General features: G+C 64.1%; 12 protein-coding genes and 1 pseudogene. 5 read left to right on the top strand and 8 right to left on the bottom strand.

The genetic code is table 11. The features are described 5' to 3' along the window. Positions 1 to 9: 9 nt before the first annotated feature. The 5 genes from J5J83_RS16760 to J5J83_RS16740 form a co-directional block, all read right to left on the bottom strand. Positions 10 to 216, bottom strand: coding sequence for a hypothetical protein (locus J5J83_RS16760; RefSeq protein WP_212351079.1), 207 nt, complete (start codon positions 214 to 216; stop codon positions 10 to 12). A 49-nt stretch (positions 217 to 265) separates the two neighbouring features. Then, positions 266 to 901, bottom strand: a complete 636-nt coding sequence (locus J5J83_RS16755; RefSeq protein WP_212351077.1) for a molecular chaperone TorD family protein — start codon at positions 899 to 901, stop codon at positions 266 to 268. Then, positions 898 to 3,003, bottom strand: coding sequence for a 4Fe-4S binding protein (locus tag J5J83_RS16750; protein WP_212351075.1), 2,106 nt, complete (start codon positions 3,001 to 3,003; stop codon positions 898 to 900). Before J5J83_RS16750 ends, J5J83_RS16755 begins: the two co-directional genes overlap by 4 nt. 257 nt (positions 3,004 to 3,260) lie before the next feature. After that, positions 3,261 to 3,833, bottom strand: a complete 573-nt coding sequence (locus tag J5J83_RS16745; protein ID WP_212351073.1) for a DUF3306 domain-containing protein — start codon at positions 3,831 to 3,833, stop codon at positions 3,261 to 3,263. Continuing rightward, positions 3,830 to 4,321 (bottom strand): DUF3305 domain-containing protein, encoded by a 492-nt coding sequence (locus tag J5J83_RS16740; RefSeq protein WP_212351071.1) that lies wholly within the window; start codon positions 4,319 to 4,321, stop codon positions 3,830 to 3,832. The genes J5J83_RS16745 and J5J83_RS16740 overlap by 4 nt, the downstream gene beginning before the upstream one ends. A 133-nt stretch (positions 4,322 to 4,454) precedes the next feature. Here J5J83_RS16740 and J5J83_RS16735 point away from each other — a divergent pair, with 133 nt between their 5' ends. The 5 genes from J5J83_RS16735 (at position 4,455) to J5J83_RS23170 (ending at position 9,355) form a co-directional block, all read left to right on the top strand. After that, entirely contained in the window at positions 4,455 to 5,345 is an 891-nt protein-coding gene (locus tag J5J83_RS16735) for a DUF2520 domain-containing protein (RefSeq protein WP_212351069.1), read from the top strand. Between the two features lie 89 nt (positions 5,346 to 5,434). After that, a complete protein-coding gene (locus J5J83_RS16730) occupies positions 5,435 to 6,265 on the top strand; it encodes a formate dehydrogenase accessory sulfurtransferase FdhD (protein WP_212351067.1) in 831 nt (276 codons plus the stop codon). After that, complete coding sequence (gene mobA, locus J5J83_RS16725; RefSeq protein WP_212351065.1) at positions 6,262 to 6,867, top strand: molybdenum cofactor guanylyltransferase MobA; 606 nt, start codon at positions 6,262 to 6,264, stop codon at positions 6,865 to 6,867. The genes J5J83_RS16730 and mobA overlap by 4 nt, the downstream gene beginning before the upstream one ends. A gap of 7 nt (positions 6,868 to 6,874) precedes the next feature. Continuing rightward, on the top strand, positions 6,875 to 7,783 hold the full coding sequence (locus tag J5J83_RS16720) for a helix-turn-helix transcriptional regulator (protein ID WP_349251915.1): 909 nt from the start codon (positions 6,875 to 6,877) through the stop codon (positions 7,781 to 7,783). A gap of 252 nt (positions 7,784 to 8,035) precedes the next feature. Beyond that, positions 8,036 to 9,355 (top strand): PAS domain-containing methyl-accepting chemotaxis protein, encoded by a 1,320-nt coding sequence (locus J5J83_RS23170; RefSeq protein ID WP_212351061.1) that lies wholly within the window; start codon positions 8,036 to 8,038, stop codon positions 9,353 to 9,355. Positions 9,356 to 9,391: 36 nt separating this feature from the next. On the opposite strand, the pseudogene mobB reads toward J5J83_RS23170, so the two are convergent. The 3 genes and pseudogenes from mobB to J5J83_RS16700 all read right to left on the bottom strand — a co-directional run. Next, positions 9,392 to 9,874, bottom strand: a pseudogene (gene mobB / locus J5J83_RS16710) (molybdopterin-guanine dinucleotide biosynthesis protein B); the annotation flags it as partial. Between the two features lie 5 nt (positions 9,875 to 9,879). Beyond that, positions 9,880 to 11,964, bottom strand: a complete 2,085-nt coding sequence (locus tag J5J83_RS16705; protein ID WP_212351059.1) for a cache domain-containing protein — start codon at positions 11,962 to 11,964, stop codon at positions 9,880 to 9,882. A gap of 14 nt (positions 11,965 to 11,978) precedes the next feature. Beyond that, on the bottom strand, positions 11,979 to 13,391 hold the full coding sequence (locus tag J5J83_RS16700; RefSeq protein WP_212351057.1) for a sigma-54 dependent transcriptional regulator: 1,413 nt from the start codon (positions 13,389 to 13,391) through the stop codon (positions 11,979 to 11,981). Positions 13,392 to 13,403: the final 12 nt, after the last annotated feature.

The raw sequence follows: 13,403 nt of genomic DNA, 5'->3' as shown, positions 1-13,403 counted from the left end.
TGCTCTCCTTCAGATGCGCGCAGTGCGGTAGTAGTTGCGCATGTGCTCGCTGGTGCCGACGCCCTCGCTGGAGGCGGCACGCTTCACCGCCTGCTCAACTGCCGGTGCAGCCGGCCCGCTCGCCACCGTGGCCACCGCCGCCGCACCTGCGGCCCCGCCAGCCCCGAGCGACAGCAGGAAGTTCCGCCGCGACAGCCTGGTCTTGTTCTCGCTCATCTTCGTTCTCCCCATCAATTGGACGGACTGCCGGCCGTGGCCGGCCCGATCACACCATGTCGAACGCCTGGCGCTCGATATCGAAAAAGGCCTGCAACAGACTGCCGACCCGTACATAGAAACTGGCCGACGGCGCAGCCGCGACCTCTGCCACGAAAGCGCCGTACCACGGCGCGATGTGGCGGCTGAAGAATGCCTGTTGCCGCACCAACCCCTCGTCGTCCGGGCCGATCACCACCAGATGCCGCATCACCTCGGCCAACGCAGCAATGTGGTCCTCGGTTTCGGCCACGCCCTCACGTCGTCCGAGTCCGAGCTCGATCAGATCCTCGCGCAGTTCGGCCAACGGCTCTTCCTGCAGGAAGCCGGTCAGATACCAGGAACCGTTGAGCATGACCTCGGCACGCCCGACGCCCTGGAACAGCGCGGAATACTCGACACCGACCGCCTCGGCGCTCGTCGCCGCAGCAGCTTCGCCCAGTGCCGCCCAGGCCTCTGGGAATGCGCCCTTGCCTGCACCCAGCACCTGCGCGATCCGGCTCAGCCCCTGCAGCAGGGCGGCATCCGGCGGAGCAAAGTACAGGCGGGCAAGCAGCGCATAGTGTTCGGCGCGCGCGCGGTCCTCTTCCGAGCATGCCGGTGCGGGCTGCAGCGTGCGGACGCCGGCGCTCATCGGTGCATTCATTCGGTCATGTCCCAGGCTTTGGTGCTTTGCTCGTTCTTCATCAGGTCGATCACCCTGCAGTCGCCGCACATGCGCAGGCGGCCGAGTTCGGCGGCCGAGGCAAACATCGAGTGGCCAGTCAGGCGCGAAATCATCGCCTCGATCATCGGCGAGGCCCCCATCGCCTTGCCGCAGCTCACACAGTGGAAGGTGTCGGCTTCGCGCAGCTTGCGCGCGCGACGGGCCTCGTCACCGAGCAACAGGCGCGGCTCGAGACTGAGCGCCGATTCCGGGCACGCACTCACGCACAGCCCGCACTGCAGGCAGTTGCGTTCAATGAAGTCAAGCCGGTAGGAGTCGTTCGACGCACGCAGCGCACCCGCCGGACAGGCGCCAGTACAGGCCATGCACAGCGTGCAGGCATCCGTGGCCAGGACCTGACCGAAGGGCGCGCCGGCCTTCAGTGCCACCAGCGCCGGCAAGCCGGCTTCGGTACGCGCCGCAGGCGCCTCGGCAACCAGGTGACGCAGCGCCAGTTCCAGGGTTTCGCGCTTCTTCGGCAGCAGGCGAAAACTCGCCGGCTGGCTCACTGCCATTGCAGGCACCCAGTCCCACAACGCCTGCTCGAGCGTTTTCCAGTCGTCCGCATCGGCTGCATCGATCATCCGCACCGGCTCGCCGGCATAGCCGAGCGCGCCGAGAGTCGCCATGGCATGCCCGGCCTGGGCCCGAAGCGGTGCGGTATCGTGGCTGCCGGCCGTGAGCACCGCCACCTGACAGGCACCCAACGCCAGGGTGCCGAGCATCAGGTCGAGGCCGATCGCATCGGCGCTCCAGATCTCAACCGGAATCACCCGCGCCGGCAGACCACGGCCGCGGCGCGCCAGGCGCTCGATGAGCTTGCCCCCGGCATCTGCCGCATGGAACAGCACGCAGGCATCGTTTCCGCCGGCACAGGCGTATTCGCTCAGCACGGTTTTGACCTGCAAGCCGACATCCGGCACGCGGGGGTACTGGAAGGACAGCGCACCCGACGGGCACACGGTACTGCAGGTGCCACAGCCCTTGCACAGATAGGGATCGACCGCGATCAAGTCACCATTGCTGCGGATCGCCTCGGTCGCACAGACCTCGATGCAATTGTTGCAGCCCTGCTTGCGCGAGCGGCTATGCGCGCACAGGCCGGACTCGAAGGCCACATAACGCGGCTTTTCGAATTCGCCGACGCATTCGCCGAGGGCCTGCACCGCCAACGCCTGATCGAAAGGGTCGCGACCGGGCGCAGCATAGCCGTCGGGCAGCTCGACGCGCTTGAGCAGGGGTTCGGCCTGCAGATCGAGCACCAGATCGAACTGCTCGCTGCGTGCAACATCCTTGCGGGAAAAATCGATTGCGCCAATCTCTCCACAGGCGGTGACACAGGCGCGATGGCTTCTGCACTTGTCCGCATCGACCTGAAAATCAAAACCGATCGCCCCTTCCGGGCAGGCCTTGATACAGGCGTTGCAGTGCACGCACAGATCGAGATCGATCGGGTTCTGCTGCGTCCAGCTCAGTTCGAAGGCGCCCAGATGGCCCTTGAGCGCCAGCGGGCTGCCCGACCATACCGGATAGGCGTTCTCGGCCGGCAACTCGACCTCGCCTGCGCGCTCGGTCATCAGCACCGAGACCTCGAAGCTGCTGGCCAGACGCTCGGCCCAGCCCAGCGCGGCGCCACCTTCGCCGACGATCAGCAAGGTTCGCCCGGCATGCATCTGCACGCCGGTCACCGGCTCGACGTCGGGCAAGGTGGTGGCGGCCGCGATCAGGGCCGCGATCTTGGGCGTCACTGCCGCGCGCTCGTCCGACCAGCCGGCGTTTTCACGTACGTTGAAGATGCGGATCGGACGGGCAGCATCGATCGAGTCGGCGAGTTCGGAGAACAGGGCCGACTCCTGCGTACAGGACACCGCCACATCGCACCCGGCGACGAGATCCGCCTCCAGCACCGGCAGTTCACGGCGGCAGAGTTCGTGATGGACCGACACAGCGGCGCCGGACGAGAGTTCGCCCAGCCGCTCGGCGTCGAGATTGAAGCTGCGATTGCAATCGCAAAGACGGATCTGTTTGCTGCTGTTGCGCATTGGTCCACATCCTTGAAGGTGTGGACCCTAAGCACCCAGCGCGCCTATGAAATCTTCTTCATAGACAGTAAGGACAACCAGAACACCGCAGATTTCGACGCATCCGGAATGAAAATAGACAAAATGTCCCGACAAGGTCAATTTGTCTCAATAGATGACCGTATCGCAGCGCAGCATCAAACCACCCGGAACATGATGAGAAAATGAAGCGGCATGCCAGACCGGACGACGAACGCCTCGACCGGGGCCGCCTTGCCTCAGCGCGATAAGGTGTCGTCCGTGGCGCCCGGCACTGCCTTGCCGAGCGCAGTGTCGAGCGGCGCGCCTCCGGCTTCAGGCGCCAACGCAGAAACAGCCTGCGTCTCCGGCGCCCCGTCGGCCAGCGCCGCCGGGGTCTCCACCAGACCGGATTCGGCGTCATTCTCGTCGTCGATCTTGCCCTCGCGATCGCCCAGCCATTCGGCCGCAGAACGCAGCTTGGCCAGCAATTCCGGCGGGATCGGCTGCGACACGGAATAGTCGTCGATGTAGATGTCGAGCCCGTCCATGACGTTGAAGTGAGGGTCGCTGAACAGCTTCTTCAACGCCTGCCGACGCAGCCCTTCGCTGACCTCTTCCTTTAAGAAGGCGGTAAAGTCGGAATCCAGGGCAAGCGAGGCAATGTCAGGCAACACATCCGGTGCGGCGGAAGGATCGATGCCAGCGGCCGGAGTGCCACTTGCCGTCGCCGGCGCATCGACCGCCGCGTTCGCCACGACCGGTGTTTCCGCCGCTGCCGGCGTCAGCTTCAGTCGCGACCACCGCGACAGGAATCGACCCGGCGCGCTCACGCCCGCCCCCTGTCCTGCGCCAGCGGATCATTGCGCCGCACCTTCTTGCGCGGCGCCGGCTTGTAATGGGTATTGACGAAGTCGCCCACCCAGTCGGCCATCTCGCGCGACATCGGAACACCATCGACCTGTTCGCCGGAATCCAGCCAGCGCGCCGCCTCGCCATAACTCACCGAAGTTACCTCGGGCGCGGCAATGTCGCCTTCCTTGCGCCACATCACGAACACCTTGGGGATGGGCGAACTCATGTTGAGGAAGTAGTTATCGACCTCGTCGCGAAACAGCTCCAGGCGAAAGCCATCGAACAGCCACTGATCGCGGTCGTCTTCCTGCAATATCCGGCGCGGCGCCGGCCTGGTCGCCTCCGGCCCGGCCGGCGCCTCGGCGTCGAATGCCGGCACCACGCCCACTGCCTCCCAGGCCTCGTCGACCCAGCGATTCTGCAAGCGCCGACGCTCCATGATCACGGCTACGGGAAAGTGGTGCATGCGGACATTCCTTGAAAAAGTCGGATCTCGTTTACAGCATACGTCAGCAGACTGGCATCGCACATGTGCCGAACAAACCGCCGCGCCGTCGCCGCTGCCTGCAGGGTGGACCGCCCTCACTTACAATCGATCCATGCCCATTCAAACAGTCCCAACCCTCAACCTGATCGGCCCCGGCCGCCTGGGCCGCTCACTCGCCCGCCTGTGGCACGACGCGGATCTCGTCCGCATTGGCGCCGTCGCCGGTCGCAATGCCGAACGTTGCACCAGCGCGCGGGACTTCATCGGGGCAGGCTCACCCGTGACAGTGGGCCCGCCTCCCCCCGCCGACCTGTGGTTGATCGCCACGCCGGACGACGCCATCGCCGACGTCGCGGCCCGACTCGCAGGACAACGCGCGCTACGCCCAGGCGATATCGTCTTTCATTGCAGCGGTGCGCTCCGCTCGGACGTGCTCGCACCGCTGCATGCAATCGGCGCCCGCACCGCCAGTGTTCATCCACTCAAGTCCTTCGCCACGCCCGCCACCGCCATCACAAGCTTCGACGGCACCTTCTGCGCCTGCGAAGGCGAAGCTGAGGCCTTGCGGCGTATCGCACCCCTGTTCGATGCCATCGGCGCACGCCGCTTCGGTATCGACGCCGAGCACAAGCTGCGCTACCACGCCGCCGCGGTGCTGGCATGCAACCACCTCGTCGCACTGATGGAGGCCGCACTGCGCTGTATGGAAGGCGCCGGCGTGGACCGCGACACCGCGTGGTCCGCGCTGCAACCGCTGGTCGCCGGCACACTAACCAATATTGACCGCAACGGCACGCGTGCCGCCCTGACCGGCCCGGTGGCGCGCGGCGACAAGCGGACCATCCGCGACGAAATCGACGCGGCCACAGACCTTGACCCCGACCTCGGCGAGGCCTACCGCGCACTGTCGCTGGTGGCGCTCAACCTGACCGCACCCGAAAACGGCCTCACCCGCGACGACATCTCAGGCAGTTCAAAGGGCTCAGAGTCGTTTGATCGCTGATCCATTTGAACAAACGACTCTGCCCCCTTCGAATGACCCCTTTGAACGTTGAGGCTACAATCCCCGCTCCACCCCACGGCATGATCCGCATGAATCTCCCGCCCGCCCGACGTCCTTTGCTCAGCAGCGCCAGCCGACCGCTCACCGTCACCATATCCGCCATCAACGAACTCGGCGAACAGGTGCCCACCGCGATTGCCGGCGAGCACCCGCTCACGCTCTACGTCGACAAACGCGAGATCGTCACCCTGATGACACTGGGTGCCGCCCCCGAAGCGCTCGCCATCGGCTGGCTGCGCAACCAGCGCCTGGTGAGGAGCCTGGACGAGATTGCATCGGTTCAGGTCGACTGGGAGGTCGAGGCGGTTTCCATCACCACCCGCAACGGCCTGCAGGACGCCGACGAACGTCTCGGCACCCGCACCGTGACCACCGGCTGCGGCCAGGGCACGGTCTTCGGCGGGCTGATGGACGAAATCGACAGCATCCGGCTGCCTGAACAGCGCAGCCTGTCGCAGGCCACACTCTATGGCCTGATGGAGGCCGTGCGGCACCACGAATCCATCTACAAACAGGCCGGCGCGGTACACGGTTGCGCGCTCGCGCAAGCCACCCCGGACGGCTGCAAGGTGCTGATGTTCGTCGAAGACGTCGGTCGCCACAACGCAGTGGACGCCATCGCCGGCCACATGTGGCTGGACGGGCTCGACGGCAGCGACAAGATCTTCTACACCACCGGCCGCCTCACCTCGGAGATGGTGATCAAGACCGCGCAGATGGGCATTCCCTTCCTGGTGTCACGCTCCGGCCTGACCAAGATGGGCTGGGACATCGCGCAGAAACTCGGCCTGACCATGATCGGTCGCGCCCAGGGCAAGCACTATCTGCTGTTCAGTGGCGGGGAGCACTTCCAGCGATGAGCGCCGAGAAAATCACCGGAGTCGTTCTTGCCGGCGGCATGGGCCGGCGCATGGGGGGCGTGGACAAGGGCCTGGTCGAACTCGACGGCAAGCCGATGGCGGCACACGTGCTGGCGCGGCTCGCCCCCCAGGTCGACGAACTGATGATCAACGCCAACCAGAACACCGCGGCTTACGCGGCCTTCGGCCATCCCGTGTTCGGCGACGACATCCCCGACTTTGCCGGCCCGCTCGCGGGCCTGCATGCGGCGCTGCTCCGTGCCAGCCACCCGCTGGTGGTCACTGCGCCTTGCGACTCACCCTTTCTGCCCGGCGATCTCGTTGCCCGGCTCGCGACCGCGCTGCACGCCAACGCAGCCGATCTCGCGGTGGCCAAGACCTTCGATCAGGCGCATCCGGTGTTCTGCCTGTGCCGGCGCACGCTGGCCGATCACTTGCACGCCTTCCTCTCAGCGGGCGGGCGCAGGATCGACCGCTGGTACGGCAGCCTGAACGTCGTCGAAGTGTCTTTCGACGATGAGGAAGAAGCCTTCCGCAACATCAACACCCGCGACGAACTCAGCGCGGCCTCGACCGGCACCCAGCCCCGTGGCCGTGACTGATCGCGGTGTGCGCCACTCACCCAGTGACGCGGCGGACAGCCCCAACCTCACTGCGCGTCAGGCCGCGACCTACCTGCATCTGAACGAAAAGAAACTCTACGAGTTGGCCAATGCGCGCGAGATCCCGGCAGTACGCATTGGTGGAAAGTGGCTGTTTCCGCGCGCACTGCTCGAAGATTGGCTGCGCGAACAGGCGCATGGGGGCGCGCTCACCGACCGCTTGCTGATCACCGGCAGCGACGATCCGCTGCTCGCGGCCGTCGTCACCTCACTGGTCCCGCAACTCGGCGGCGACGCCTATGTAGCCTACAGCCCGACCGGCACCCTGCCCGGCCTCGAACTCCTCGCGCGCCGCCGCGCCAACATCTGCGCCCTGCACTGGGGCGGCGTCGACACCAGCGTGGCCCAGCACGGCATGCTGCTGCGCCGCTTCAGCCAACATCCGCAATGGACGCTGGTCAGACTCGCGCACCGCGAACAGGGCGTGATGCTGCGCCGCGACCTCGCGATCGACAGCCTCGAGACGCTTGCAGCGTTCGACTACCGCTGGGCCATGCGTCAAGCCGGCGCAGGATCCCGCCATTTTCTTGAATCGGCACTGGCCAGCCGGGGCTTTCGCCCCGATGACTGCAGCGTGGTCGCGGAAGCCCACACCGAACGAGAAGCCGCCGGCCTGTTGGCTCGCGAGGAAGCTGACTGCGCACCAGGCACGCGGGCAGCGGCGGCAGAGTTCGGCCTTGGTTTCATCAACCTCGGCTGGGAGGCCTTCGACCTCGCGATGCCACGCGAAATCATTTTCCGAAAGTTGTTTCAACTGCTTTTGCAACGCTATGGCAGTGCAGAAATGCGCCAATTTGCGAATCGACTTGGCGGCTACGACCTGGGCCCGCTCGGGCGAATAGAGGCAAACGACTGACCTGACGCTGGCGAATGGGATCCACGCAAGAGCTCCTCGCACGCAGTACGAAACACGCTGTCAGGAAGCAGTTTCCGGCCATGTGCCCACCCCTGTTGAGCGCCCTGCGCACACCGCAAGCCTCAATGCGGAGATTATCCCACCCACTCCTCATTGCGACTGCAACTTTCGTTATACATTGTCGTCAGACCCACTTCGAAATTCATCGTTTCCAAGCGCTTCGCAATATTTGCAGAAAAGGAAAAGGGAACAATGTTCAACTCTCAACTGAAACAGAAGTCCGAGTTCCAGCGCCGTGAAATTGCGCGCCAGAAGGCATTCATCGATGCCATTGCGCGTTCGATGGCAAGTATCGAATTCACGCCAGACGGGCGCATATCCGATGCGAACGACACCTTCCTGATCCTGTTTGGCTACAGCCGTGACGAGATCATCGGAAAGCAGCATGAAATGCTCTGTCCCCCGGAATTGGTTAATTCGACTGAATATCGCGAACACTGGGAGAAGCTGCGAAGCGGTCAATTCGTGGCGGGTCGTTTTCGGCGTCAAGCAAAGGGGGGGAGGACGATATGGCTTGAGGCCACCTACAACCCGATCCTCGACGAAGAACGGAAAGTGGTCGGAATCGTCAAACTTGCAACCGACATCACGGTCCGAATCGAAGAAGCGAACACACGCCGGAGTCTGCTCGATGCGATCAATCGCTCGATGGCGACGATCGAATTCGATCTGAAGGGCAACATATTGACTGCAAACGAGAACTTTCTCGCGACGATAGGCTATTCGCTGGCCGAACTCAAAGGCAAGAGTCACCGCATGCTATGCGAACCGGCATACGTCGGCACGGCGGAGTACGAAGAGTTCTGGCGCCGATTGGGACGCGGAGAATTCGTATCTGGTCAGTTCAAGCGCGTCGCCAAGGATGGCAGAGCCGTATGGCTCGAAGCCAGCTACAACCCGGTCCTGGATCCGGACGGCAAACCGGTCAAGGTGGTCAAGTTCGCCAGCGACATCACCGACCAAGTTCTGCAGATTGAAACCGAGGTCAAGAACGCGGGGCAGGCACTCGAGATCGCACGCGAAAACGCCGAGCTGTCCGAACAGGGCGCAGGCGTTATCGAGGGCGCGACGAAGAAGATGCGAGCCATTGCCGAAAGCGCGCACACGGCGGCCGCGACGATTGAGGAACTGGGTGAGCGTTCGGCCCAGATCACCTCCATCGTGCAGACCATACGGGAAATTGCCGATCAGACCAACCTGCTTGCGCTCAACGCTGCGATCGAAGCGGCTAGAGCGGGTGAGCAGGGGCGGGGCTTCGCCGTTGTGGCAGACGAGGTTCGCAAACTTGCCGAGCGTACCTCGAACGCGACCGCCGACATTTCAGGCAAGATCGCTCAGGTTCAGGAAGGAACGAAATCGGCAATTGCCAGCATGGCCGACACGCGCAACCAGGCCGGAGAGAGTGTAGCGCTCGCAAGCCAGGCCGCAGAGTCAATTGGCAGCATCCGTGCAGGCGCGATCCGGGTCGTCGGCGTCGTCCAGGGCTTCTCCGAGGCGCTCAGAAAGCGCTGAGCGCTCGGTTTTCCTCGAAGCCGGCAGCCTCAAGTCCAGAAAGCGCACGATGAAATCGGCGACCTGGGCGGGCTCATTAAGATCGAGTTGCGGTAGCGGCGTATCCAGCGCCACATCACTCGCAACGGCCACAATAAGGGGATCTGCGGGAAACAGCAGGGGTTCCCGCACGGCCTGTCGATGCACCTCGATCTTGTGAATGGCCGCACGCTTGAAGCCCTCGACCAGCACCAAGTCACAGTGCGACAGCTGTCCCAGCAAGTCGTCCAGCGACATCTCGTTTTCGCCGCGCAACTCGTGCATCAGCGACCAGCGGCGGCCCGAGCTGATCAAGACCTCGCGGCAGCCAGCGTGACGGTGGCGCCAGGAATCCTTGCCCTCGTGATCAATGTCGAAGGTGTGGTGGGCATGCTTGACCAGCGACACCACAAGGCCGTCCTGCGACAGGATGGCGATCACCTGTTCGACCAGCGTTGTCTTGCCACTACCGGACCAGCCGGCGAACCCGATCACCTTCATCATATTCATCCCTGTCTGCCACCGCCATTGCGGCCTGCTTCTGCATGTTCGTTGTGATACAGCGGCTCGGCGCGAATCCACAGCGTGAATGCGGCCCCCTCGCCATAAGTGCTGTCAACGGTGATTCGACCACCGTAGCGCTCTAGCAGCGAGTAGCTGATCGACAGCCCGAGGCCCGTTCCCTGCGTCTTCTTGGTGGTGAAAAAAGGATCGAATATACGCGCGAGATCTTCCTCGCGGATACCCTGTCCGGTGTCACGCACGGTGATGCACACGCCACGGGGCATGTCATGTTCATCCCACGGCGACGTACTCAAGGTCAACACGCCACCGTCGGGCATGGCCTGTACTGCATTGACGATCAGATTGATCAAGACCTGCTGCAGTTCCTGGGTGTTGATCTCCACCCGGCGCGTCGTGTGCAGATGCTGCTCCACCGTCACGCCACGGCTGCTCAGATGCTGCCGGGTCAGCACCAGGCAGTCGGCGATCACCGCACCGGGATCAACCATGTCGACATAACCCGCGAACTCGCCGGGGCGGGCGAATTGCAGCAGTTTGGTCACGATCAACCTGATGCGGTTGACCTGCTCGTCGATCAGGCGGATCTCGCTCAACACCGGCGTCGCCGCTGGCCCCAGCTCCTCGCGCAGCAGATCGAGATTGCCCTGGATGACCGCGGTCGGGTTGCTGATCTCGTGCGCCACGCCGGCAGTCAGCTCACCGATCGCGGCGAGCTTCTCGCTCATCAGGAGCTGGCGTTGGGCGGCACGCAGTTCGCTGTTCGCCGCCTCCAGATCGCGGGTACGCTCCTCCACCTTGAGATCGAGTGAGGCCGCCAGTTGCTCGAGCTGATAACGCTTGTGAGCGAGCACGTCGAGCAGGCGATCAAACTCGCGTGCCAGCAGGCCAAGCTCGTCGCGACTGTCGACCATCCCGACCCGCGCCGCGGCGTCTCCGCCCTCGATCCGGCCAATGGCGCCGTGCATGCGTTCGATCGGCCGGAAGATGCTTCGCGCCCAATGCAGCGACCACACCGCACCGATGACACTGATGACCAGGAACAGGCCGGCGATGACCAACAGGGCCCAGGTCTTCGCGGTACTGAAGGGCGCTTCCAGAAACCCGACATAGAGCATGCCGATGCGATTGCCTCGACTGTCCATGATGGGTTCATAGCCAGACACATACCAGTCGTTGACCACGAAAGCCCGCTCCAGCCAGGTTCTGCCCTGCGTCAGCACATGCTCCCGAACCTCGGCCGACGCGCGCGTGCCGAGCGCGCGCTCGCCCTCGAATAGACGGACATTGGTCGCGATGCGCACATCACCAAGAAACAGCGTGGCAGTACCCTTGCTCCCGAGCGGCAATGAGTCGTCCCGGTAGACGATGGTGTTGATCGTATCGACGAAGCCAAGATTGCCGTTGAGCAGCACACCGCCCTCGATCACGCCGGCAAGATTGCCATTGCCATCGAATACCGGCTCTGCGGCCTGAATCACCATGCCGCGATCTTCGACTGAGCGCGGGTCGTCCGCCGCACGCGGGGTCGCCACCAGGGGCAGGCGGGCACGGTCGCGAAACGTGGGCGAGATTGCGCCCAACGCATCGGCGCTGAAGACCTCAACCACGCTGCGCGCGCCCTCCCCGCCGCGGATCGCCCGTGCCACGATCGGCCATTCGCCACGCGCGGCGCCCACCGGCAAAGCGCCGGTGGAATGCAGCACGCGACCATTGACGTCGAGCACGTTGATGAAATCGAGCGCCAGCTCGCCCTGCGATGTCTTGAGCAATTCGTCGACCTGCCCGGAGTCGAGCGCCTGCGCGAGCCGGCGCGATGCGGCCAGGCCGCCGACCCGCGTGCCGACGCCGTCGACCACTCGATCGAAGTATTCGTGGGCAGTCACCAGATCGCTGCCAACCTTGTATACGAGGAGCTTGTGGTAATAGCTATGGCTCCAGTACCAGGTCAGCCCCATCATGATCGGAAAACCGAGCATCAATGGTGCCAGTACCAGGAACATCAGCTTGGCGCGAACCGAGCTGAGGAAATAGGCGAGCACGGGCTGAAGGAAAGCGGGAACCCGCATGGCACGCAGCCGGATCAGGCTTCGGTGGCGGAGGAGCGCGAACCCTCGCTCCAGTCGGCGAACTTTCTGTCCAGCGTCTTGCGCGAGACCCCGAGATAGCGAGCGGCTTCCGATTTGTTGCCGCCGCAGGCTTCGACCACACGCAGGATATGACGCTTCTCCACCACCTCCAGCGGCAACTTGTCGTCATCGGCCGCCACGGTCTCCGGACTGGCGCCCGCCTGCAAGACCGCAGGGAAGCCACCGAGAATGAGCGAGCGCTCGACGAAATTGCGCAACTCCCGCACATTTCCCGGCCATGTATAGGCGCCGAGTCCGTTCACCAGACCATGTGTGATCGGTAGCGGTGCCACGCCAAGCTGGGTGGACAACAGCCCCATGAAATGACGCACCAGGTCAGGGATGTCCTCGACCCGTTCGCGCAGCGGCGGAATGCGGATATCGACCACGGCGAGGCGGAAGTAGAGATCTTGCCGAAATCTTCCGGCAGCAACCTCGGCCGCAAGATCGCGGTTGGACGCGGCGATGATGCGCACATCGACCGGAATCTCGCGCTCGGCGCCGACCGGCCGCAGCCTGCGGTCTTCGAGCACCCGCAGCAACCGGGTCTGCATCGGCAGCGGCAGCTCGCTGATCTCGTCCAGAAACAGGGTGCCGCCATGGGCGTAATAGAACAGACCGTTGCGGCTCTCGCTTGCGCCGGTAAAGGCGCCCTTGACGTGGCCGAAGAGTTCGCTCTCGATCAGCTCGGAGGAAATTGCCGCGCAATTGAGCGGCACGAAGGCACGCTGGGCGCGCGGGCTGGTCTGGTGCAGCGCGCGCGCGGCGACCTCCTTGCCGGTACCCGACTCGCCCAGCAGCAGTACGGTGCTGGGCGTCTGCCCGACGCGGCGGATCATCGCACTCAGTTGCTGGATGGCCGGCGAATGTCCGACCAGTCCGTCCAGGTCTGTCGCGTGTTCTGCCAGCGCCCTGCGCAGCACGAAATTCTCGCGCGCAAGATGCGCACGCTCGAAGCAGCGTTTGATGGAATTCAGGATCTGGTCGATGCGGAAGGGCTTGAGAATGAAGTCGGACGCGCCGCCACGCAAGGCGTCGATCGCGGTCTCCATGTCAGCAAACGCGGTGATCAGGATCACATCGCCGCCAAAACCCTGCTCGCGCAACTCGTGCAGCCACTCGATACCCGATTTGCCCGGCAGGGCAATATCGAGAATGATCAGGTCGAAGTGCAGCCGCGCCATCAGGGCCACCGCCTCTTCGACCCCTGCAGCCGCCTCAACCATGCCGCAGCGGCGCTTGAGCGTGCGCTCGAGGAAGTGGCGCATGCCCTCTTCGTCATCCACGATCAGCACCGAATGTGCGTGCCACCCGAAGGCACCGGCATCGGCCGCCTCTGTGGCTGGCAAGGCAGTCTCACGCTGCATCCCGTCTCCTCG

The sequence above is a fragment of the Azoarcus sp. L1K30 genome, assembly GCF_018122735.1.
Classification (GTDB): Bacteria; Pseudomonadota; Gammaproteobacteria; order Burkholderiales; family Rhodocyclaceae; genus Parazoarcus.
Note: the sequence above shows the minus strand (reverse complement) of the source record. Positions and strands in the feature narration are given on the sequence as shown.

Excerpts from the sequence above, each read along its gene's own strand:
- J5J83_RS16760 (WP_212351079.1), bottom strand. The coding sequence starts at position 216 with ATGAGCGAGAACAAGACCAGGCTGTCGCGGCGGAACTTCCTGCTGTCG.
- J5J83_RS16755 (WP_212351077.1), bottom strand. The coding sequence starts at position 901 with ATGAATGCACCGATGAGCGCCGGCGTCCGCACGCTGCAGCCCGCACCG.
- J5J83_RS16750 (WP_212351075.1), bottom strand. The coding sequence starts at position 3,003 with ATGCGCAACAGCAGCAAACAGATCCGTCTTTGCGATTGCAATCGCAGC.
- J5J83_RS16740 (WP_212351071.1), bottom strand. The coding sequence starts at position 4,321 with ATGCACCACTTTCCCGTAGCCGTGATCATGGAGCGTCGGCGCTTGCAG.
- J5J83_RS16735 (WP_212351069.1), top strand. The coding sequence starts at position 4,455 with ATGCCCATTCAAACAGTCCCAACCCTCAACCTGATCGGCCCCGGCCGC.
- J5J83_RS16730 (WP_212351067.1), top strand. The coding sequence starts at position 5,435 with ATGAATCTCCCGCCCGCCCGACGTCCTTTGCTCAGCAGCGCCAGCCGA.
- mobA (WP_212351065.1), top strand. The coding sequence starts at position 6,262 with ATGAGCGCCGAGAAAATCACCGGAGTCGTTCTTGCCGGCGGCATGGGC.
- J5J83_RS23170 (WP_212351061.1), top strand. The coding sequence starts at position 8,036 with ATGTTCAACTCTCAACTGAAACAGAAGTCCGAGTTCCAGCGCCGTGAA.
- J5J83_RS16705 (WP_212351059.1), bottom strand. The coding sequence starts at position 11,964 with ATGCGGGTTCCCGCTTTCCTTCAGCCCGTGCTCGCCTATTTCCTCAGC.
- J5J83_RS16700 (WP_212351057.1), bottom strand. The coding sequence starts at position 13,391 with ATGCAGCGTGAGACTGCCTTGCCAGCCACAGAGGCGGCCGATGCCGGT.